At 36.4% G+C, this 21,597-nt stretch carries 18 protein-coding genes, 1 pseudogene and 1 riboswitch; all 19 genes and pseudogenes read left to right on the forward strand.

All coding sequences use genetic code 11. The features are described from left to right. Positions 1 to 238: 238 nt before the first annotated feature. A pseudogene (gene spoVFB / locus AC1DS7_RS22750) lies at positions 239 to 427 on the forward strand (dipicolinate synthase subunit B); the annotation flags it as partial. Between the two features lie 149 nt (positions 428 to 576). Continuing rightward, positions 577 to 1,623 carry an aspartate-semialdehyde dehydrogenase gene (gene asd, locus AC1DS7_RS22755; protein ID WP_002014577.1) on the forward strand — a complete coding sequence of 349 codons (1,047 nt, stop codon included), beginning with the start codon at positions 577 to 579 and terminating at the stop codon, positions 1,621 to 1,623. A 23-nt stretch (positions 1,624 to 1,646) separates the two neighbouring features. Then, positions 1,647 to 2,879: an aspartate kinase gene (gene dapG, locus AC1DS7_RS22760; RefSeq protein ID WP_002088068.1), complete on the forward strand. Its 1,233-nt coding sequence runs from the start codon at positions 1,647 to 1,649 to the stop codon at positions 2,877 to 2,879. Between the two features lie 11 nt (positions 2,880 to 2,890). Then, positions 2,891 to 3,769, forward strand: coding sequence for a 4-hydroxy-tetrahydrodipicolinate synthase (dapA, locus tag AC1DS7_RS22765; protein WP_002014579.1), 879 nt, complete (start codon positions 2,891 to 2,893; stop codon positions 3,767 to 3,769). A gap of 607 nt (positions 3,770 to 4,376) precedes the next feature. Continuing rightward, on the forward strand, positions 4,377 to 6,047 hold the full coding sequence (locus AC1DS7_RS22770) for a ribonuclease J (protein ID WP_002014581.1): 1,671 nt from the start codon (positions 4,377 to 4,379) through the stop codon (positions 6,045 to 6,047). Between the two features lie 102 nt (positions 6,048 to 6,149). Next, positions 6,150 to 6,899 carry a translocation-enhancing protein TepA gene (gene tepA / locus AC1DS7_RS22775; RefSeq protein WP_002014582.1) on the forward strand — a complete coding sequence of 250 codons (750 nt, stop codon included), beginning with the start codon at positions 6,150 to 6,152 and terminating at the stop codon, positions 6,897 to 6,899. Then, the gene (locus tag AC1DS7_RS22780; RefSeq protein ID WP_002088064.1) at positions 6,896 to 7,099 is read left to right on the forward strand and encodes a YlzJ-like family protein; all 204 of its coding nucleotides are present in this window, start codon (positions 6,896 to 6,898) and stop codon (positions 7,097 to 7,099) included. Before tepA ends, AC1DS7_RS22780 begins: the two co-directional genes overlap by 4 nt. Before the next feature lie 214 nt (positions 7,100 to 7,313). Next, positions 7,314 to 9,698 carry a DNA translocase FtsK gene (locus AC1DS7_RS22785; RefSeq protein WP_002014584.1) on the forward strand — a complete coding sequence of 795 codons (2,385 nt, stop codon included), beginning with the start codon at positions 7,314 to 7,316 and terminating at the stop codon, positions 9,696 to 9,698. Positions 9,699 to 9,901: 203 nt separating this feature from the next. Then, a riboswitch (purine riboswitch) is annotated at positions 9,902 to 10,003 on the forward strand. A 233-nt stretch (positions 10,004 to 10,236) separates the two neighbouring features. Next, a complete protein-coding gene (locus tag AC1DS7_RS22790; RefSeq protein WP_002088063.1) occupies positions 10,237 to 10,962 on the forward strand; it encodes a GntR family transcriptional regulator in 726 nt (241 codons plus the stop codon). Between the two features lie 90 nt (positions 10,963 to 11,052). After that, entirely contained in the window at positions 11,053 to 12,129 is a 1,077-nt protein-coding gene (locus AC1DS7_RS22795; protein WP_002190493.1) for a BMP family lipoprotein, read from the forward strand. 120 nt (positions 12,130 to 12,249) lie between these two features. Continuing rightward, a complete protein-coding gene (locus AC1DS7_RS22800; RefSeq protein WP_002142848.1) occupies positions 12,250 to 13,782 on the forward strand; it encodes an ABC transporter ATP-binding protein in 1,533 nt (510 codons plus the stop codon). Continuing rightward, a complete protein-coding gene (locus tag AC1DS7_RS22805) occupies positions 13,775 to 14,833 on the forward strand; it encodes an ABC transporter permease (RefSeq protein WP_002190491.1) in 1,059 nt (352 codons plus the stop codon). The genes AC1DS7_RS22800 and AC1DS7_RS22805 overlap by 8 nt, the downstream gene beginning before the upstream one ends. Next, positions 14,834 to 15,793, forward strand: a complete 960-nt coding sequence (locus AC1DS7_RS22810; protein WP_002033690.1) for an ABC transporter permease — start codon at positions 14,834 to 14,836, stop codon at positions 15,791 to 15,793. A gap of 210 nt (positions 15,794 to 16,003) precedes the next feature. Further along, positions 16,004 to 17,278: an EF-P 5-aminopentanol modification-associated protein YfmF gene (gene yfmF, locus AC1DS7_RS22815; protein ID WP_002033691.1), complete on the forward strand. Its 1,275-nt coding sequence runs from the start codon at positions 16,004 to 16,006 to the stop codon at positions 17,276 to 17,278. Continuing rightward, the gene (yfmH, locus tag AC1DS7_RS22820; protein ID WP_002014592.1) at positions 17,279 to 18,565 is read left to right on the forward strand and encodes an EF-P 5-aminopentanol modification-associated protein YfmH; all 1,287 of its coding nucleotides are present in this window, start codon (positions 17,279 to 17,281) and stop codon (positions 18,563 to 18,565) included. It abuts the gene before it with no gap. 117 nt (positions 18,566 to 18,682) lie between these two features. Beyond that, positions 18,683 to 19,396, forward strand: coding sequence for an elongation factor P 5-aminopentanone reductase (ymfI, locus tag AC1DS7_RS22825; RefSeq protein WP_002014593.1), 714 nt, complete (start codon positions 18,683 to 18,685; stop codon positions 19,394 to 19,396). Between the two features lie 76 nt (positions 19,397 to 19,472). Beyond that, positions 19,473 to 19,721, forward strand: coding sequence for a DUF3243 domain-containing protein (locus AC1DS7_RS22830; RefSeq protein ID WP_000114449.1), 249 nt, complete (start codon positions 19,473 to 19,475; stop codon positions 19,719 to 19,721). A 139-nt stretch (positions 19,722 to 19,860) separates the two neighbouring features. Next, the gene (locus AC1DS7_RS22835) at positions 19,861 to 20,646 is read left to right on the forward strand and encodes a DUF3388 domain-containing protein (protein WP_000574107.1); all 786 of its coding nucleotides are present in this window, start codon (positions 19,861 to 19,863) and stop codon (positions 20,644 to 20,646) included. Between the two features lie 21 nt (positions 20,647 to 20,667). After that, positions 20,668 to 21,579, forward strand: a complete 912-nt coding sequence (locus AC1DS7_RS22840; protein WP_016100768.1) for a helix-turn-helix domain-containing protein — start codon at positions 20,668 to 20,670, stop codon at positions 21,577 to 21,579. Positions 21,580 to 21,597 lie beyond the last annotated feature (18 nt).

A 21,597-nucleotide genomic window follows, 5' to 3' on the forward strand; every position in this document is an offset into this window, starting at 1 on the left:
GCTTTTGAAAAAATTACACCGTATCCGATCCTCAACGTTTGGGGGCAGTTTATGCTTTCATAAACTCACTATCGAAATAGAACTTGCCAACCAAATTAATACAATACTGTTGAATTCGTTTATTGTATTAATAAAAAACGTATGATATATATGCTTGGGAATGAAAATAAATTTACAGGATGTGAAATGGCAATATAATAGAAGAAAGAAGAAATATTTATATTGTCATCACCCTGTTGGCGTCAACCTCATGCGCCTAATGGCTACAAAAGACATCTACTTCGTACCATTTGGCCAAGATGCACCAGAGAAAAAACCGAACTCAATGGTAGCTCGTATGGAGTTACTTGAAGATACAGTATTGGAAGCGCTACAAGGAAAACAATTACAACCTGTTGTTGTAGAAAAATTCAGATATATGAATTAAAAAACGAAAAAAACGTACAATTTTTGTTGAAACCATCATTCTTACTGTAGAATATGATAAAATTAACGTTATTAAGATTAGAGGGGGCATTGTAAGCTCCTTCTAATTCTAAGTTATAGAAGGATTGGTATCTAGAAAGGGGCATAGTGATGGAAAAGCAAAAAACTTTTCATGTCGCTGTAGTTGGAGCAACCGGCGCAGTTGGTGAACAAATGTTAAATACTTTAGAGAAACGAGAATTTCCAATTGGGAAGTTAACGTTACTTTCATCTAAACGATCTGCAGGTAAGAAACTTGTATTTAAAGGCGAAGAATTTACAGTTCAAGAGGCAACTCCTGAAAGTTTTGAAGGAGTAGATATTGCACTATTTAGTGCAGGTGGATCTGTATCGAAACAATTAGCGCCAGAAGCAGCAAAGCGCGGTGCAATTGTTGTTGATAATACAAGTGCATTCCGTATGACAGAAAACGTGCCACTTGTTGTACCTGAAGTAAATGAAAATGATTTAAAAGAACATAATGGTATTATTGCAAATCCAAACTGTTCTACAATTCAAATGGTAGTAGCTCTTGAACCAGTTCGCCAGCAATATGGTTTAAAACGAGTAATCGTTTCCACATATCAAGCTGTATCAGGTGCTGGTGCGGCAGCTATTGAAGAACTTCATGAACAATCACAAGCAATCTTAAATGGCGAAGAAGTAAAGGCGAATGTTTTACCTGTATCAGGTGACGAAAAGCATTTCCAAATCGCTTTTAATGCTATTCCACAGATTGATAAATTCCAAGATAATGGATTTACATTCGAAGAAATGAAAATGATTAATGAAACGAAAAAAATTATGCATATGCCTGAATTAGAAGTAGCTGCGACATGTGTACGTTTACCAGTTGTATCGGGTCATTCCGAGTCTGTGTACATTGAAGTAGATAAAGAAGGCGTAACAGTAGAAGAAATGAAAAACTTACTTGCAAATGCAGAAGGTATTGTACTGCAAGATAATCCAGCAGAGCAGTTATATCCAATGCCAGCTACTGCAGTAGGTAAAAATGAAGTATTCGTTGGAAGAATCCGTAAAGATTTAAATAATGATAAAGGATTCCACCTTTGGGTCGTATCTGATAACTTATTAAAAGGCGCTGCATGGAATTCTGTTCAAATTGCAGAGCGCTTAGTAAAATTACAATTAGTGTAAACGGCTAAGAGAAGGTGCAAAATATGAAAATTATTGTTCAAAAATTTGGTGGTACATCAGTACGTGATGACAATGGGCGCAAGCATGCGCTTCACCATATAAAAAAATCGTTAGCTGCTGGTTATAAAGTAGTTACTGTTGTATCAGCAATGGGCCGTAAAGGTGAACCGTATGCAACTGATACGTTATTAAGTCTTGTAAATCAAGAGGAACCTAATATTTCTAAACGTGAGCAAGATTTATTATTATCATGCGGAGAATTAATCTCAGCAATTGTTTTCTCTAACATGTTGAATGAGAATGGTATAAAAGCAGCAGCATTAAATGGTGCGCAAGCTGGTTTTGTAACGAATAATGACTTTACGAATGCTAAGATTATTGAAATGAATTGCGATCGTATACATGAAGAGTTACAAAATGTAGATGTTATCGTCGTGACTGGATTCCAAGGTCAAACGAAAAATGGAGATACGACAACACTTGGACGCGGAGGTAGTGATACCTCAGCTTCAGCATTAGGTGTTGCGCTTCATGCTGAATATATCGATATCTTCACAGATGTTGAAGGTGTTATGACTGCGGATCCTCGTATCGTAAAAGATGCACGTCATCTTCAAACTGTAACATATAACGAGATTTGTAACATGGCTTATCAGGGTGCGAAAGTTGTTCATCCGCGTGCGGTTGAAATTGCGATGCATGCAAAAGTACCACTTCGTGTACGTTCTACGTATTCTGATAGTGAAGGTACGCTTATTGCGGCATATGATGGTGCTACAAAAGGGCAGGATGTAGAAGAACGTCCTGTTACAGGGATTGCCCATGTGTCAAACGTAACGCAAATTAAAGTGCTTGCAAAAGAAACTGCATATGATTTACAACAACACGTGTTTAAAGAAATGGCTAATGAAGGGATTAGTGTGGACTTAATTAACATTTCTCCTACTGGTGTAGCTTACACAGTAAAGGATAGTGTATCAGCGCGTGCAGTTGAGGTTTTAAAGCAACTTGGATATGATCCAGTGGTGACAGAGCATTGTGCGAAGGTTTCTATCGTTGGTGCTGGAATGGCAGGTATTCCAGGGGTTACAGCGAAAATTGTCACAGCTTTAGCGGAAAAAGGTATTCAAATTCTGCAATCAGCAGATAGTCATACGACAATTTGGGTTCTTGTAAAAGAAGCCGATTTAGTGGAGGCTGTGAATGCATTACATAGTGCATTTGAGCTTTCAAAAGAAAAGCAACTGGAACAATAAGGAGTGAGATCATGATAGATTTTGGGACAATTGCAACCGCGATGGTAACACCGTTTGATAAAAATGGTAATATCGATTTTGCAAAGACAACGAAATTGGTAAATTATTTAATTGATAACGGTACAACAGCAATCGTGGTAGGAGGGACGACTGGAGAATCTCCTACATTAACATCAGAAGAAAAAGTAGCGTTATATCGCCATGTCGTATCTGTTGTCGATAAAAGGGTGCCCGTCATCGCTGGAACAGGTAGCAATAATACGCATGCTTCTGTCGATTTAACAAAAAAGGCAACTGAAGTTGGTGTTGATGCAGTTATGCTAGTGGCACCGTATTATAATAAACCGAGTCAAGAAGGGATGTACCAGCACTTTAAAACAATCGCTGAAAGCACTCCGCTTCCGGTAATGCTATATAATGTTCCAGGACGATCTATTGTACAAATCTCCGTTGATACAGTTGTTCGTTTATCAGAAATAGAAAACATTGTTGCGATTAAAGATGCAGGCGGCGATGTATTAACAATGACAGAAATCATTGAAAAAACAGCGGACGACTTTGCAGTATACAGCGGTGATGATGGTTTAACATTACCAGCTATGGCAATTGGAGCAAAAGGTATTGTTTCTGTAGCATCTCATGTTATCGGGAATGAAATGCAAGAAATGATTGCTGCATTCCAAGCTGGAGAGTTCAAAAAAGCGCAGAAATTACATCAATTACTAGTAAAAGTAACGGATGCACTATTTATGGCGCCGAGCCCAACACCAGTAAAAACAGCATTACAAATGGTGGGATTAGATGTAGGTTCTGTACGTTTGCCACTTCTTCCATTAACGGAAGAAGAAAGAATAACGTTACAATCCGTAATGCAATCTATTCCTCGTTAATAAAAATGACCTAGTGTGAAACTAGGTCATTTTTATTTTGACTAACTATATGTAAGTGCTGAAAATTAGCTATAGTTAATAGGCTGTAATAAGAAGGGGATGGCAGGGGGGAGAATTAGTAAGAAACTGATTACAGAGATAAGATTTTTTAGTGAATATCGTTTCATGTTTATGTAAAGAATTTACATGAATATTTTTCCATCAAACTCTTATTACGTAGGGAAAATAGTAAAACTGATATGAATTTTGCCCTCTTAAATTATAATCTCATTTTAGTGTCTTCTCTTGTCTTTCGCATAATTTAACTTGTGTTCTATTTCTTGTATCAGTTATAATATGGCTAAGTAGCTTAGTACGGGTATGCTTAGCAAAATTGGTAAAAATTAAGATTTAATGAAATTTTCATATCATATCGAATAAGATATTTGATTTATATAATGAAAGAGAGGTGAAACCTGGTTTAAAAAATTAACAAGGACATGATATCGCATAACGGTAAGGACATTCGTCTTGGACGGTGAATATATGGTGGTTGTAGAGTTTCCCCTGGTGTCTCTGCAATTTTAGTGAAATCAGTGTTTGCAAGATTTTTAAACCAGGCAACAACATGAAGAGAAAAGAGAATGAGTCTGTTAAAGTATTTGCTCTTGGCGGAGTAGGTGAAATCGGAAAAAACATGTACTGTGTTGAAATTGATTCTGAAATCTTTATTGTAGATGCCGGATTGATGTTCCCGGGAGATGAAATGTTTGGGATTGATATTGTTATTCCTGACATTACATATTTAGTAGAAAATCAAGAGCGAGTAAAAGGACTATTTATTACCCATGGTCATGAAGATCATATTGGTGGAATTGTTTATGTGCTTCGTAAATTATCTATTCCAGTATATGCGACGAAATTAACGGTAGGACTTATACAAGAAAAGCTTGGCGAAGCAGGAATGTTAGGCCGTGTAGACTTAAAAACAATTGACTCGAATTCAACAGTAGAGTTTAATTCAACAAATGTGTCATTCTTCGGAACGACACATAGTATTCCGGATTCTGTGGGTGTTTGTTTCCATACATCAAAAGGTGCTGTAGTATATACAGGAGACTTTAAATTTGATCAAACTCCAATCGGAAATAGTGGAGCAGATCTTGGGAAAATGGCGCAAATTGGAAATGAAGGCGTACTTTGCTTGTTATCTGATAGTACAAACGCTGAACGTCCTGGTTATACAGGTTCGGAAAAAGAAGTTGGTATAGAGATTTCTAAAGTATTCTATAGTTCAGAAGGACGTATTATTGTTGCTTCATTTGCATCGAATGTACACCGTATTCAACAAGTGTTTGATGCAGCTGCTGAAACTGGAAGGAAAGTAGCGGTAGTAGGACGTAGCATGGTGAAAGTGGTAGATATTGCAAGACGTCTTGGTTATTTAGATGTTCCGGAAGGTATGGTTATTTCATTACAAGAAATAGACAATTTCCCGGAAAAAAAGGTAGCTATCTTAACGACTGGTAGTCAAGGGGAACCGATGGCAGCCCTTTCTAGAATGGCGAAACAAGCTCATAAACAAATTTCAATTCGTAAAGGTGATACTGTTATTATTGCAGCTTCTCCAATTCCAGGAAATGAAGTATCTGTATCAAAAATTATTGACTTGTTATTTAGATCTGGTGCTGAGGTTATTTATTACGGTGAAAGAAAAGTTCACGTTTCAGGTCATGGTAGCCAAGAAGAATTAAAGCTGATGATAAATTTAATGAAGCCGAAGTATTTTGTACCCGTACATGGTGAGTTCCGTATGCAAAAAGCACATGCGTATTTAGCGGAAGATGTAGGTATTGCGAGAGAGAATATCTTTATCGTAGAAAAAGGCGATGTAATTGCTTTTGGTGACGATGAAGCAAAATTAGCTGGTAAAGTGCAAGCTGGTAATGTTTTAATTGATGGATTAGGTGTAGGTGACGTCGGTAACATCGTTCTTCGAGATAGAAAGATGTTATCTCAAGATGGAATTTTAGTTGTTGTTGTAACACTTGGTAAGGATGAAAAGAAAATAATCTCTGGTCCAGAAATTATTTCACGCGGCTTTGTATATGTTCGTGAATCAGAAGCATTAATCGAACGATCCACAGATATTGTACGTATGATTGTTGAACAATCAATTAAAGAATATACAATTGAATGGTCTATGTTGAAACAAAATATTCGTGAATTATTAGGGCAGTTCTTGTACGAAGAAACGAAGAGAAAGCCAATGATTTTACCGATTATTATGGAAGTATAAAGAAGGTCACCTTTACAGGTGATCTTTTTCTTTTTTAACCCTATCGAATGAAATTCATAACTTAAGAAATAATAGTTATATACGAGTGAAAGGGGATGCGATATGACAGAACGTGATCGTTATACAAATGAAGAAAAAGAAGCTGAGCCGAAAGAAGTTCCAAAAGAGGCTTCTATAGTGGAGAAAATTCAGCAACTTGGACAGACAAATGTACCACAAATGAATGAATCGCGTATTCATTGCTTAACAATTGTTGGGCAGGTGGAAGGTCATATTCAGTTGCCACCACAAAATAAAACAACAAAATATGAACACATCATTCCGCAAATTGTCGCGATTGAACAAAATCCAAAAATTGAAGGTTTACTGTTAATATTAAATACAGTTGGGGGTGACGTTGAAGCTGGATTAGCGATTTCTGAAATGGTGGCTTCGCTTTCAAAACCAACTGTATCTCTTGTTTTAGGAGGAGGGCATTCAATCGGTGTACCGATTGCGGTCTCAACTGATTATTCATTTATTGCCGAAACAGCGACGATGACAATTCATCCAATTCGTTTAACAGGTCTTGTTATAGGTGTGCCACAAACATTTGAGTATTTGGATAAAATGCAAGAAAGAGTCATTCGATTTGTGACAAAGCATTCGAAAGTAACGGAAGATCGTTTTAAAGAGCTTATGTTTGCAAAAGGGAATTTGACGCGAGATATTGGGACGAATGTAATAGGTGGAGATGCAGTGAAGTATGGTCTTATAGATGGTGTCGGTGGTATTGGTAGCGCACTTCGAAAATTAAACGAATTAATTGATGAACGCAAGGATAATAGTACAGAAGGGACAATGCTACAATGATTTTATATACAATTATGCCAGAGCAACTTGTTTATCCGGCCGATTATTCACAATGCGAAAGCCAAAAAGTTGTGAATATAAATGGCGTGGAATTAGTGGTTTCTGAGGAGGATAATCAATGTTACTCTATTGTACGTGTATTAAGTACGAATCCGTCTCACTACCTAGAGTTTGAGCCTGGACAGAAAATTACCTTTTAGCAAAAAGAAGGATTTTGTTTAGGAGCTATGGTATAATATAAAAAACAAGACGGTTGAGCAGCCATGAGTAGGCTGCTTTCTTCTGTTTATTTAACATTTTACAAGAAGTGTAAAAATAGAAGATATAAAGACCTGAAAAATAGAGAGAAAGACATGTAAGTAGATCTTTTTTATAAGAAAGTTGTACTTAATTTCTAGAACACGAGGTGAAGAAATGGCAAAACAAAAGCAAAGAGGGACGAAGGCTAAGGCAAGACGTACGATAAAGCCAACTTTGTATTATGAAATCGTCGGGTTGACTCTTTTTGCACTTTCGATTATTACGATTTTACAGCTAGGTGTTGTAGGGAAATCGTTTGTGTTATTTTTTCGCTTCTTCTTTGGTGAGTGGTACATAATTGGTGTGTTAGGTGTAATAGCTTTATCTGTTGCGTTTGTAATAAAGCGGGGATGGCCCAACCTTTTAAATAAACGGCTAATAGGTGTTTATTTAATTGTACTAGCAATATTAATGTTTAGTCATATTACATTATTTAACCTGCTTACGAAAGATGGAGCTGTGCAAAATACTTCTGTAATTGTTAGTACAAAAGATTACTTCTTCCTTGAAATGAAAAAGGGCCCGGATAGTGTTCATTTAGGTGGTGGTATGTTCGGTGCATTGATGTTCGCAACGTGCTACTTCTTATTTGACGAAGTAGGGGCATATATCATTGGAATTATTTTAGTTATTCTTGGAATACTTTGTATAACAAATAAACATATTGGAGAAGTACTTGCTCCGGTAGGGAGAATTCTTAGAAGTCAGTTTCAAGTAATGCAAGGGGATTATAAAGATTGGAAATCTCAAAGGGTCGCCGAGCAAACTGAAAAGAAAAAAACAACAAGAAGCAAGAGGCGTGAACGTGTTGCTGAACAAGAAGAAGCTATTGAGCCAGTAGAAGAAATAGAAATTGGTCCACCAATTATTTCGAATTTTACTGAGAATTATCCAGTACGTGAAGAGACGGAAAAGCAGATAGAAGAAAATGATTTAATCACTCCTCCGTTTATTGAAGAGGCAGTTCCGCCTGCGCCAGAAGAACAACCTCACAAGAAACGAGGAGAAAAAATCGTTGAATCGCTAGAAGGTGAAACGAAAGCACCTCCTATGCAATTTTCTAATGTGGAAAATAAAGATTATAAGCTTCCTTCGCTTGATATATTAAAGTTTCCCCAAAATAAGCAAGTTACAAATGAAAATGCGGAAATTTATGAAAATGCTCGTAAATTGGAACGTACATTCCAAAGTTTTGGTGTGAAAGCGAAAGTAACAAAAGTACATAGAGGTCCTGCAGTTACGAAATATGAAGTGTATCCTGATATGGGAGTAAAGGTAAGTAAAATTGTTAGTTTAAGTGATGATTTAGCGCTTGCTTTAGCAGCGAAAGACATTCGTATTGAAGCACCTATTCCCGGGAAATCAGCTGTAGGGATTGAGGTTCCGAATTCAGAAGTTTCTATGGTAACGCTGAGAGAAGTTCTTGATTCAAAGGCGAATAACCACCCAGAAGAGAAGTTATTAATCGGTCTTGGACGTGATGTTACAGGAGAGGCTGTATTGGCACGTTTAAATAAAATGCCCCATTTATTAGTAGCTGGTGCGACTGGTAGTGGAAAGAGTGTATGTATTAATGGAATTATTGTAAGTATTTTAATGCGTGCAAAACCGCATGAAGTAAAATTAATGATGATTGATCCGAAAATGGTAGAGTTAAATGTATATAACGGTGTTCCGCACTTATTAACACCAGTCGTAACTGATCCGAAAAAAGCATCACAGGCTTTGAAGAAAGTTGTGAGTGAAATGGAGCGTCGTTATGAATTATTCGCGCATAGCGGTACGCGTAACATTGAAGGATATAATGATTATATTAAAGAACATAATAGCCAATCGGAAGCGAAACAACCTGAATTACCATATATTGTAGTAATTGTGGACGAGTTAGCTGATTTAATGATGGTTGCTTCTTCGGATGTAGAAGATGCGATTATGCGTTTAGCGCAAATGGCACGTGCTGCTGGTATTCATTTAATTATTGCGACTCAGCGCCCGTCAGTTGATGTTATCACAGGTGTTATTAAAGCGAATATTCCATCGCGTATTGCATTTGCTGTATCTTCCCAAATAGATTCTCGAACGATTCTTGACGGTGGTGGTGCAGAAAAGTTGCTAGGTCGTGGAGATATGTTATTCATACCAATTGGTGCATCGAAACCTGTTCGTGTACAAGGGGCATTTTTATCAGATGATGAAGTTGAGAGAGTCGTAGAATCTGTTATTGCGCAGCAAAAAGCGCAATATCAAGAGGATATGATTCCACAAGATGTTCCTGAAACAAAGCAGGAAGTAGAAGATGAATTATACGATGAAGCGGTTCAGCTTGTAGTAGAAATGCAAACAGCATCTGTTTCTATGTTACAACGTAGATTTAGAGTAGGATATACGCGAGCAGCTCGTTTAATTGATGCCATGGAAATGAATGGTGTAGTAGGTCCTTATGAAGGTAGTAAACCAAGGGGAGTACTCATTAAAGATGTGCAAGAAAAAAGTTCTTAAAAAAAGCCTAATTGTTTTTACAATTAGGCTTTTTTATATGCTGTTTTTGTTATATACTATAGTCATCGACTAAGAAAGGGCTTACATTTTTAAGGGTCCTTTAGAATACGAATGCTTATCGTTTTGGTTTTCAAAACGTTCGATATTTAATGTAGAAAAATGTTGAAATCTGTTGACACATATGGGAGCAAGTGGTAAGATTACTTCGAAAAGAATCACTGCCTCATATAATCTTGGAGATAAGGTCCATAAGTTTCTACCTGGCAACCATGAATTGCTAGACTATGAGGGGAAAAGTGTGTAACAAAGGATGTAAGGAATCTTTGTGCCGAACTTTTTCTCTATATGAGAAATGTTTATGGTACAAAGTTTTTTTTATGGAATAAAGTGTGAAAATTTCATCTTGAAAAATTATTAATATTTATTCGATAATTACGCTTATTTTTAGTATTTAGTAATTTATACTATGTTGTAAGTTGAAAAAAGAGAAAAGAAGTCTTACATCAGAGGTCGAATAATTGAAATGCGGGGGAGTCTTATGTCAGTAAAATCCGATAGTCGTCACCTATATTTGCGGGTGATTGATCACATCAAAGGAAAAATTAAAGATGGGGCTTACAAAGAAAAACAAAAGTTACCTTCAGAGTTTGATCTAGCGAAAGAACTTGGTGTAAGTAGGGCAACTTTAAGGGAAGCACTACGTATTTTAGAAGAAGAAAATGTTGTTATTCGTAGACATGGTGTAGGGACATTTGTAAATGCGAAGCCGTTATTTTCTTCCGGAATAGAGCAACTTTCTAGTATTACAGATATGATTTCTAGTGTGGGGAAAACACCAGGAACAATCTTTTTATCATCATCTACAACAACTTTAACAGAAGAAGAAAAAGAGAAATTTAATTGTGAAGATGCTTTTAGCGCAGTAATGATTGAACGTGTTCGTACAGCGGATGGGGAACCAGTTGTATATTGCATTGATAAACTGGCAAAAGAGATATTACCAGATTTATCGGGATACAATGAGGAATCGCTGCTTACAGTAATACATAATAATACGCACAAGCGTATCACATACGCAGTTGCTCACATTGAACCGATTGGTTATCACCCGAAAATTTCACCGATTTTAGAATGTGAACCTGAAACGGCACTGCTAGTTTTAAAACAAATGCACTATGATCAAAATGATGAGCCAATCTTATATTCTATTAATTACTTTAGAGCTGATAAGTTTAGCTTCCACGTATTAAGAAAACGTATGTAGGGAAGTTCCTTTTTAGGGAGGTGACAGCAAGAAGTAAGGGACAGCAGCGTATGAATCATTAGACAAAACATTTCAGGAGGGGTTTCTAGTATGAAGAAAAAAACAGGTCTTTTATTATCGTTAACGTTAGCAGCAAGTACAGTGTTAGGTGCATGTGGTAACTCGGATAAAGCGGATAGTGACAAAAAAGGGGATAAAGAGTTTAAGGTTGGTATGGTTACAGATGTTGGGGGCGTTGATGACAAATCATTTAACCAATCTTCTTGGGAAGGATTACAACAGTTTGGTAAAGATAATGGATTAAAAGAGAAGACAAATTATCGTTATCTTCAATCTGAAAAAGAAGCGGATTATATTCCGAACTTAAAGAAATTTTCAAAAGATAAGTATGATTTAGCTTTCGGTATTGGGTATAAATTAGAGGGAGCAATTAAAGAAGTAGCAAAAGAATCTCCAAAACAACAATTTGCAATTGTTGATACTGTTGTAGATGCACCAAACGTAACAAGTATTACATTTAAAGATCATGAAGGGTCATTCCTTGTAGGTGCGGTGGCAGCTATGTCAACAAAATCGAATAAAGTAGGATTTGTTGGTGGAATGAAGAGTGATTTAATTAGTAAATTCGAGAATGGATTTAAAGCTGGTGCTAAGGCAGTGAATCCAAATATTGAAATCGTATCTGAATATGCTGAAGCATTCGATAAGCCTGAAAAAGGTACAGTTCTTGCGTCAGCAATGTATGGTCAAGGCGTAGATGTTATTTATCATGCTGCTGGTGGTACAGGTAACGGTGTATTCACTGAAGCGAAAAACCGTAAGAAAAAAGGTGAAAACGTTTGGGTAATCGGTGTTGACCGTGACCAAAATCAAGAAGGTATGCCTGAAAACGTAACATTAACTTCAATGGTAAAACGTGTTGATATCGCTGTACAAAAAGTAGCAAAAGAAGCGAAAGATGGAAAATTAAAAGGTGGTAAAATTGAAGCGTTTGGCTTAAAAGATGACGGTGTTGGTATTGCAAAAACAACTGATAACGTGAAAAAAGTTAACCCTGAGATTTTAACAAAAGTAGAAGAATTTGAAAAGAAAATTACAGCTGGAGAAATTAAAGTACCAGCTACAGATAAAGAATATAAAGAATATGAAGCTTCTCTAAAAAAATAAAGATAGAGAAATAGCAAAGGTTAGTTCTTAGAACTAACCTTTGTATGTATAAAACTTCCAAATTGCTTAATAAGTTAATAGTGTAATAGGGGAATGTTCCCTGTTAAAAGGAGGAACGAAATGGAATACGTAATTGAGATGAATAATATTACGAAAGTATTCCCAGGCATTGTAGCGAATGATGATATTACGCTGCAAGTAAAACAGGGAGAAATACATGCTTTACTTGGAGAAAATGGTGCAGGGAAATCCACATTGATGAATGTACTATTCGGTTTGTATCAGCCAGAACAGGGTGAAATTAAAATTAAAGGAACACCTGTAAAAATTACAAATCCGAATATTGCGAATGATCTTGGTATTGGGATGGTCCATCAACATTTTATGCTTGTTCATAATTTTACAGTTACAGAGAATATCATTCTCGGTAATGAACCGAAGAAAAAAGGGAAAATAGCTGTTGAAGAAGCTGCTAAAGAGATTCAAAAGTTGTCTGAACAATATGGTTTAGCTGTAGATCCATACGCGAAAATACAGGATATTTCTGTTGGTATGCAACAGCGTGTTGAAATTTTAAAAACACTTTACCGTGGAGCGGAAATTTTAATATTTGATGAACCGACTGCAGTGTTAACACCACAAGAAATTCATGAATTGATTCAAATTATGAAAAAGCTTGTGCAAGAAGGAAAATCTATCATTCTTATTACTCATAAATTGAAAGAAATTATGGAAGTTTGCGATCGTTGTACAATTATTCGCAAAGGAAAAGGGATTGGAACTGTTGACGTTGCAAATACGGATGAACATAAACTTGCAGAACTAATGGTCGGACGTCAAGTGAATTTTAAAACAGAAAAAATAGACGCTACGCCCAAAGAAGAGGTACTTTCTATTGCAAATCTTGTTGTTCACGATGCACGCCAACTGCCTGCTGTAAAAGGCCTTGACTTAACTGTTCGTGCGGGGGAAATTGTTGGTATTGCAGGAATCGATGGAAATGGACAAAGCGAATTAATAGAAGCAATTACTGGTTTACGAAAAGTTGAGTCAGGTTCTATTGCAATTAAAGGGAAAGAAATAACGAATTGGCCTGTTCGAAGAATTACAGAAGAAGGAATTGGTCATATTCCAGAAGATCGTCATAAGCACGGACTAGTTCTTGATTTTTCTGTTAGAGACAATATAGTTTTGCAAACGTACTATAAAAATCCATTTTCAAAGAAGGGGATTTTAAACTTTAGCAAAATCACAGGGAAAGCGAAGGCACTTATTGAACAGTTCGATGTACGTACACCTAGCGAACAAACATTAGCGCGTGCTCTATCTGGTGGGAATCAGCAGAAAGCTATTATTGCACGTGAAGTAGATCGTAATCCGGATTTATTAATTGCAGCACAGCCAACACGTGGTTTAGATGTAGGTGCAATTGAATTTATTCATAAAAAATTAATCGAGCAGAGAGATAATGGGAAAGCGGTTCTTCTTTTATCTTTAGAATTAGAAGAAATTTTAAATGTGAGTGATCGGGTTGCGGTTATCTATGAAGGGAAAATTGTAGCAATTGTGAATGCGAAAGGCACAAATGAACAACAGCTTGGTTTGCTAATGGCTGGAGGAACAGAGAAAGAGCAGGTGGGTACAAATGGCTAAAAAACTTTTAACAGAGCGAACGATAAATATTTTAGTCCCAGTACTATCCGTTATTTTTGGTTTAATTGTTGGAGCGATTGTAATGCTGGTTAGTGGCTATGATCCAATTGTTGGTTATAGTGCGCTTTGGACAGGTATGTTCGGCAGTGCTAGTGCGATTGGTGAGACACTTCGCACTATGATACCACTTATTCTTGCTGGATTATCGGTGGCGTTTGCATTTCGTACAGGTTTATTTAATATCGGGGTAGAGGGTCAACTATTAGTTGGTTGGCTTGCGGCAGTTTGGTTCGGTTATGCGGTCTCACTACCAGCGTTTCTTCATATTCCATTATCTATTTTATTTGCAGCAATGGTGGGTGGAATATGGGGCTTTATTCCTGGTTATTTAAAAGGGAAGTTTAAGGTTAATGAAGTTATTGTAACAATAATGATGAACTATATCGCGTTATATGTAACGTATGACATAATTAAACGCTTTTTACATGAGGGCAATGATAAAACATACGATATTAAAGCGAGTGCATCTTTATCTTCAGATTGGTTAGCTGCAATAACTGATGGTTCACGTCTTCACTGGGGAATTATTGTTGCAATTTTAGTAGCAATCTTAATGTGGTTCTTATTAGATCGAACAACTCTAGGTTATGAATTAAAGTCAGTAGGATTTAATCAACATGCTTCTCAATATGCAGGTATGAAGGTTTCTCGTAATGTAGTATTCTCCATGACAATTGCTGGTGCATTTGCTGGGATTGGTGGAGCAATGGAAGGGTTAGGAACATTCCAAAGCATGACAGCAATGTCTTCATTTACAGGGATTGGATTTGACGGAATTGCCGTAGCGCTTCTTGGAGGAAATAATCCATTTGGTATTATCCTTTCAGCATTGTTATTTGGTGGTTTGAAAAGTGCTTCCCCTCAAATGAACTTTGAGGCAGATGTACCATCAGAACTTATTAACGTAATTATTGCATGTATTATCTTCTTTGTTGCATGTAGTTATGTTTTAAGATGGGCGCTTACACGCATGAGCAAGGAGGGGAAATAAATGAGCTTTTTAGATATATTAGCCATTCTTGTGACAGGTACGTTATATACATCAGCACCTTTAATTTTTACAGCATTAGGTGGTGTATTTAGTGAACGATCAGGTGTTGTAAATATTGCGTTAGAAGGACTAATGCTATTTGGTGCATTTGTTGGAATTGTTACAACCTTATTAATGGGTGATACTTGGGGAACGATGACTCCGTGGATTGCATTACTATTTGCGGCAATTGGTGGTGGATTATTTGCATTACTTCACGCGGTAGCATCTATTACGTTCCGTGCTGATCAGGTTGTAAGTGGTGTAGCGATTAACTTCTTATCTCTTGGTTTAACAGTATTTGCGATTAAGAAGATTTTTGATAAAGGGCAGACAGATTTTATTCAATACCGTATTGAAAAAATCGATGTCCCAGGTCTATCAGATATTCCAGTTATCGGAAAAATATTTTTCTCAAACGTACCGTTAACATCGTATATTGCCATTATTTTAGCATTTGTTGTTTGGTACATTATTTATAAAACACCGTTCGGTCTTCGTCTACGTGCTGTTGGTGAACATCCAATGGCAGCAGATACGATGGGGATTAATGTATATAAAATGCGTTATATTGCAGTTTGTATATCTGGAATGTTTGCAGGAGTGGGTGGTGCGGTCTTCGCAATGTCGATTTCTGGTAACTTCTCAGGTGCTACAATTACTGGACAAGGTTTCTTAGCACTAGCAGCTATGATCTTTGGTAAATGGAATCCACTTGGTGCTCTTGGAGCAGCATTGTTCTTCGGATTTGCTCAATCACTTGGGATAACAGGTGGTACAATTCCTATATTAAAAGAAATTCCAAGTGTATTCTTAACGATATTACCGTATGTATTTACAATATTAGCACTTGTTGGTTTTGTAGGCCGATCTGAAGCTCCGAAAGCATTAGGAACGCCTTATGAAAAAGGAAAACGATGAGTATTTAGAAAGTATAAAAAAAGCTCGCACATTAGTGCGGGCTTTTTTACATAGAATATATTTAATACGGAATTTTACTATGTTCCTTACATATTAAAGTTTTTAGAAAGACTCAAATGTAAGCATAATAAGGAAGAAAAGTTGATTTTTTATTTCTAAAAACTGTATATTGAAGAGGAATATTCCTACATACGTAAAGGAGGGCTATTAATGAAACTAATGGAACAGCAACTGCATGAATTAGGTGGCTTGCGAGTACATATTATTCCGACTGATAAATTTAAAACAAATACCTTTGTATTTCGTTTTAAAGCACCTTTAAATGAGGAGACGGTGACAGAGCGTGCCCTATTGCCGTACGTATTGCAAAGTGCGACAGAAAAACTGCCTTCTGTAATTCGTCTTCGTCAATATTTAGAAGAATTATATGGATCTTCTTTAGCGGTAGATGTAAGTAAAAAAGGGGAAGACCATATCATCTCTATTTATGTAGACATTGCAAATGAAACATATTTACGCGATGCACCACCGTTATTTGAAAAAGCGCTTTCTATGTTATCTGATATTGTTTTACATCCAGCAACAGAAGGGGACGGTTTTCTATCTTCTATTGTAGAAAGTGAGAAACGAGCACTCTTGCAACGAATTGAAGCTACTTATGATGATAAAATGCGTTATGCAAATGAGCGTTTAATTGCAGAAATGTGCAAAGTAGAACCATATCGCTTAAGTGCAAATGGAAAAAAAGAAAGTGTTGCTTCTATTACAAATGAAAGTTTGTATCAATATTATCAAAAAGTGTTAGCTGAAGATGAAATGGATTTATATATCATTGGTGATATTTCGGAAGATGCTGTGGAGCTTGTAAATAAGTATTTTTCGATCTCACCTCGCGCTATGAAAGAGAGAAATGTACTTCTTCATAAACGAAATAATGAAGAAAAAGAAATTGTTGAAAAACAAGAACTAAAGCAAAGTAAATTAAATATCGGCTATCGCACATTCATTACGTATAAAGATGAAGATTATTTTGCATTACAATTGTTTAACGGATTATTTGGAGGGTTTTCTCATTCGAAGTTATTCGTAAATGTCCGTGAAAAAAATAGTTTAGCGTACTATGCAGCATCGAGATTTGAAAGTCATAAAGGTTTGCTCTTCGTTATGTCTGGAATTGAAGCGAAGAACTTTGAAAAAGCTGTTGAAATTATTAAAGAACAGATGAAAGCAATGCAAAGCGGTGATTTTTCAGAGGAAGAGATTCAGCAAACGAAAAGTGTAATTCAAAATCAAATCTTAGAGGCAATTGATACACCACGTGGTTTTGTTGAAATGCTTTATCACGGGGTGATTTCAGAGCGTACGCGTCCAGTTGAAGAATGGCTAACGGGCATAGAAAGCGTGACGAAAGAAGAGATTGTGAAAGTTGCTAATAATATTGAACTAGATACAATTTACTTTTTACATGGAACGGAGGGAGAATAAATGGAGAAAATTGTGTATGAGCAATTAAAAGAGACGCTATATTATGAAAAACTTCCGAATGGATTAGACGTATATATCTTACCGAAACAAGGCTTCAACAAAACATTTGCAACATTTACGACGAAGTACGGTTCTGTTGATAATACATTTGTACCGCTTGGAAAAGAAGACATGACTCGTGTACCAGATGGAATTGCTCATTTCCTTGAGCATAAATTGTTTGAAAAAGAGGACCATGACGCGTTTCAATTGTTTAGTAAACAAGGTGCTTCAGCGAACGCTTTTACATCTTTTACAAGAACCGCTTATCTCTTTTCCTGTACATCAAATGTAGAGAGAAATTTAAATACGTTGTTAGACTTTGTACAAGAACCGTATTTCTCTGAAAAAACGGTTGAAAAAGAAAAAGGTATTATCGGTCAAGAAATTCAAATGTACCAAGATAACCCAGACTGGCGTTTATACTTTGGGTTAATCGATAGTTTGTTTGTGAAACATCCAATTAAAATTGATATTGCAGGGACGATTGAGTCTATTAGTAAAATTACAAAAGACCTACTGTATGAATGTTATGAGACTTTTTACCATCCGAGCAACATGTTATTATTTGTTGTTGGAGCGATTGATCCTGAAAAAACAATGGATTTAGTTCGTGAAAATCAAGCGAAAAAAGATTACGAAAATCAACCAGAAATCGTTCGCTCTTTTGAAGAGGAACCAGAAGAAGTAAATGAAAAGAAAAAGATTATTTCAATGCCTGTTCAAACTCCAAAATGTTTAGTTGGTATTAAGGCAACGAATTTAAAAGAAAAAGGGCAAGCTCTGTTAAAACAAGAAATTGCACTTACATTACTTTTAGATTATTTATTTGGAAAAGGGTCAGTTCATTACGAATCTTTATATAATGAAGGTCTTATTGATGATTCGTTCTCGTATGACTATACAGAAGAAAATAACTTCGGTTTTGCAATGGTTGGTGGAGATACGAAGCACCCTGATGAATTGGCAGAGCGATTAAAAGGTATTTTACTACAAACGAATTATGATCAGTTAGATGAGACTGCGCTGGAACGGGTGAAGAAAAAGAAAATTGGCGGATTTTTACGATCGTTGAATTCACCTGAATATATTGCAAATCAGTTTACACGATATGCGTTTAATGAATCTAGTTTATTTGATGCTCTTACAGTGTTAGAAGGATTAACTGTTCAAGACCTACAACAAGCAGCAAAAACATTATTAATTGAAGAGAAAATGAGTGTCTGCCAAGTGTTACCGAAAAAATGAAGTAATATGTGAATAAAAAACGCAGTATCTATATCCCTCATCTAACGTTTGGTTATTGCCAAATGGTAAGATGAGGGTATTATTTATTTATATATAAAAAGATAAGAGAGGGAATTTATGAAAAAGTATGCATTAGTAACTGGAGGAAGCGGAGGGATTGGCTCTGCTATTTCGAAGCAGTTAATCGAGGATGGTTATACAGTCTATATTCATTACAATAAAAGCGAAGAGAAGATAAGGGGGTTACAAAAGGAGTTTGATGCAGTGATTCCTGTGCAAGCAAATTTAGCTTCTATCGATGGAGCAGAGAAATTGTGGGGACAAATCGAACATCCTATTGATGTTATTGTATACGCAGCTGGAAAGAGTATATTTGGATTAGTAACAGATGTTACGAATGAAGAATTAGATTATATGGTGGAGCTTCAAGTGAAGAGTGTATATAGACTTTTATCGATGGCGCTTCCACCGATGATCGGGCGGAGAAGTGGTAATGTTGTTGTTATTTCATCCATTTGGGGGCAAATAGGAGCGTCTTGTGAGGTGCTGTACTCAATGGTGAAAGGTGCACAAAATTCATATGTGAAGGCTTTAGCGAAAGAAGTTTCTCTAAGTGGATTGCGCGTTAATGCGGTAGCGCCAGGTGCGATCGAAACAGAAATGTTAAATGTATTTTCAGAAGATGATAAAAATGAAATTGCTGAAGATATTCCATTAGGTAGAATAGGACTACCCGAAGAGGTAGCAAAAACAGTCTCCTTCCTCGTTTCGCCAGGAGCTTCTTATATTACGGGGCAAATTATCGGAGTGAATGGCGGTTGGCATTGCTAAAAAATTCTTACATAAAAAACAAGAAATTGTACAAATTAAGCATGATTCTATTACTAAAATAGTGAGGTGCTTAAACATGTCAGTGTTAGATAATTTTGATCAGTGGAAGAGCTTTTTAGGAGAACGTTTAGAACAAGCGGGGGGAAAAGGGCTTGATGGTGGTGCCGTATCAGATATGGCATTTCGTGTTGGTGATTATTTAGCAAATGAAGTAGAAGCGCGCAACGATCAAGAAAAATTATTGTCTGAGCTTTGGAAAGTTGCTGATGAACAAGAGCAACATACAATTGCAAATTTAATGGTGAAGTTTGTACAACATAAGTAAAAGTAGAGAGGAGCTTCTCCTCTCTACTTTTTTTGTATAGTAATTAGGAGGAATAGATTATACATTTAGCTTCCCTATTAAGGTGAAATCATATAATATAGTACGTAGGTGTAAAGTAAGCGTAGGGGAGTGATCTTGGATGATTGAATGGTATTTTGAATATGAAATACATAAAAACCGACCTGGCTTACTTGGTGACGTTTCTTCGTTAATCGGTATGCTTGGCATCAATATTGTCACAATTAATGGTGTAGATAATGCACGACGTGGACTTTTGCTTATGTGTGATAATCAAGAACAAATCTCTAGACTTGAATCAATTTTAAATACGATGGATAATATAACGGTAACGAAATATCGTCCGCCAAAGCTTAGAGATAAGCTAGCAGTTAGACATGGTAGGTACATACAACGAGATGCAGATGATAAGAAAACATTTCGATTTGTGCGTGATGAATTAGGATTGCTTGTAGACTTTATGGCGGAGATAATGAAAAAAGAAGGTCATAAATTAATTGGGATACGAGGAATGCCTCGTGTCGGAAAAACAGAATCTATTGTTGCCGCAAGTGTTTGTGCAAATAAGAGATGGTTATTCGTATCATCTACTCTCATTAAGCAAACTGTTCGTAGCCAATTGATTGAAGATGAGTATAGCGACGATAATATTTTCATACTAGATGGAATTGTGTCGACAAAGCGTGCAAATGAAAGACACTGGCAGCTCGTTCGTGAAATCATGAGATTGCCTGCAACGAAAGTTGTGGAACATCCGGATGTGTTTGTGAGTCAGTCAGAATACACATTGGATGATTTTGATTATATTATCGAATTGCGTAACGATTATGATGAAGAAATTCAATATAATTTAGTAGATGAAATTGAGCAAGGTACGCAAAACAATTTCTCTATGTTCGACTTTTAAAGAAATATTGAGGTGTTAGTAGTGACGGAATTAGGACAAAAGCTGACAGAAGCAAGAGAAGCGAAAGGCTTATCTATTGATCAGCTGCATGAGATTACAAAAATTCAAAAACGCCATTTAGTAGCGATTGAAGAAGGCAATTATGATGTGTTGCCAGGAGCTTTTTATGCGCGTGCATTCATTAAACAATATGCAGATGCTGTTGGATTAAATGGAGAGGAACTGCTTGTGGAATATCAGAGTACGATACCACAGTCTGAAAAACGTGAAGTTCCACAAGTATCAACTGGACAAAAAACACAAGAAACAATGCAAAAATCTTCATCATGGCCAATTGCGGATCATATGCCCAAAATTTTGATTGCGTTGTTAGTAATCGCATTTGGAGTGGTAGTCTGGTTTGTTATTCAAGCGTTAACTGGAAAAGATGATAGGCAAGTTCAAAATGCTCAAAGTGAGAAAATTGAGGTTCAAAAAGCAAAAAATTCTCCGTTAGATACGAAGAAAGATGAAGCGAAAGCGGAAGAACCAAAAAAAGAAGAACCAAAGAAAGAAGAACCAAAGAAAGAAGAGCAACCAGCGCAACCAACTGGACAACAAGAAGTGAAGGTAGTTGGAACGAGTGGTAAGGTATCTACTTTGGAAATTCATAATAATAAAACATTAGAACTGGAAATTTCAGCGAAGGGTGCAAGCTATGTAGATGTTAAAGATGATGCGGGTAACGAAATTCTAAACACTACAGTACAAAGTGGTCAAACAGAAAAACGTGATTTATCAACAGTAAAAGAATTGCGGCTTAATATTGGAAGTGCACCGAATGTTGAAATTAAACTGAATGGCCAAGTGGTTACTTTCCCATTAGATCCAGCAAAAGAATATCACCAAAGATTGGTGATAAAAAACCAAGGGATAGGGCAAGCTGCGCAATAACAGTCATCGCTTCGATGA

This window comes from Bacillus sp. P4_E1 (assembly GCF_056401715.1).

What these genes read in the sequence shown, in the direction of transcription:
- AC1DS7_RS22770 (WP_002014581.1), top strand. Translation starts at nt 4,377, where the DNA reads ATGAAGAGAAAAGAGAATGAGTCTGTTAAAGTATTTGCTCTTGGCGGA.
- dapG (WP_002088068.1), top strand. Translation starts at nt 1,647, where the DNA reads ATGAAAATTATTGTTCAAAAATTTGGTGGTACATCAGTACGTGATGAC.
- yfmF (WP_002033691.1), top strand. Translation starts at nt 16,004, where the DNA reads ATGAAACTAATGGAACAGCAACTGCATGAATTAGGTGGCTTGCGAGTA.
- yfmH (WP_002014592.1), top strand. Translation starts at nt 17,279, where the DNA reads ATGGAGAAAATTGTGTATGAGCAATTAAAAGAGACGCTATATTATGAA.
- tepA (WP_002014582.1), top strand. Translation starts at nt 6,150, where the DNA reads ATGACAGAACGTGATCGTTATACAAATGAAGAAAAAGAAGCTGAGCCG.
- AC1DS7_RS22800 (WP_002142848.1), top strand. Translation starts at nt 12,250, where the DNA reads ATGGAATACGTAATTGAGATGAATAATATTACGAAAGTATTCCCAGGC.
- AC1DS7_RS22795 (WP_002190493.1), top strand. Translation starts at nt 11,053, where the DNA reads ATGAAGAAAAAAACAGGTCTTTTATTATCGTTAACGTTAGCAGCAAGT.
- AC1DS7_RS22810 (WP_002033690.1), top strand. Translation starts at nt 14,834, where the DNA reads ATGAGCTTTTTAGATATATTAGCCATTCTTGTGACAGGTACGTTATAT.
- ymfI (WP_002014593.1), top strand. Translation starts at nt 18,683, where the DNA reads ATGAAAAAGTATGCATTAGTAACTGGAGGAAGCGGAGGGATTGGCTCT.
- AC1DS7_RS22790 (WP_002088063.1), top strand. Translation starts at nt 10,237, where the DNA reads ATGTCAGTAAAATCCGATAGTCGTCACCTATATTTGCGGGTGATTGAT.
- AC1DS7_RS22835 (WP_000574107.1), top strand. Translation starts at nt 19,861, where the DNA reads ATGATTGAATGGTATTTTGAATATGAAATACATAAAAACCGACCTGGC.
- AC1DS7_RS22785 (WP_002014584.1), top strand. Translation starts at nt 7,314, where the DNA reads ATGGCAAAACAAAAGCAAAGAGGGACGAAGGCTAAGGCAAGACGTACG.
- AC1DS7_RS22805 (WP_002190491.1), top strand. Translation starts at nt 13,775, where the DNA reads ATGGCTAAAAAACTTTTAACAGAGCGAACGATAAATATTTTAGTCCCA.
- asd (WP_002014577.1), top strand. Translation starts at nt 577, where the DNA reads ATGGAAAAGCAAAAAACTTTTCATGTCGCTGTAGTTGGAGCAACCGGC.
- AC1DS7_RS22780 (WP_002088064.1), top strand. Translation starts at nt 6,896, where the DNA reads ATGATTTTATATACAATTATGCCAGAGCAACTTGTTTATCCGGCCGAT.
- AC1DS7_RS22830 (WP_000114449.1), top strand. Translation starts at nt 19,473, where the DNA reads ATGTCAGTGTTAGATAATTTTGATCAGTGGAAGAGCTTTTTAGGAGAA.
- dapA (WP_002014579.1), top strand. Translation starts at nt 2,891, where the DNA reads ATGATAGATTTTGGGACAATTGCAACCGCGATGGTAACACCGTTTGAT.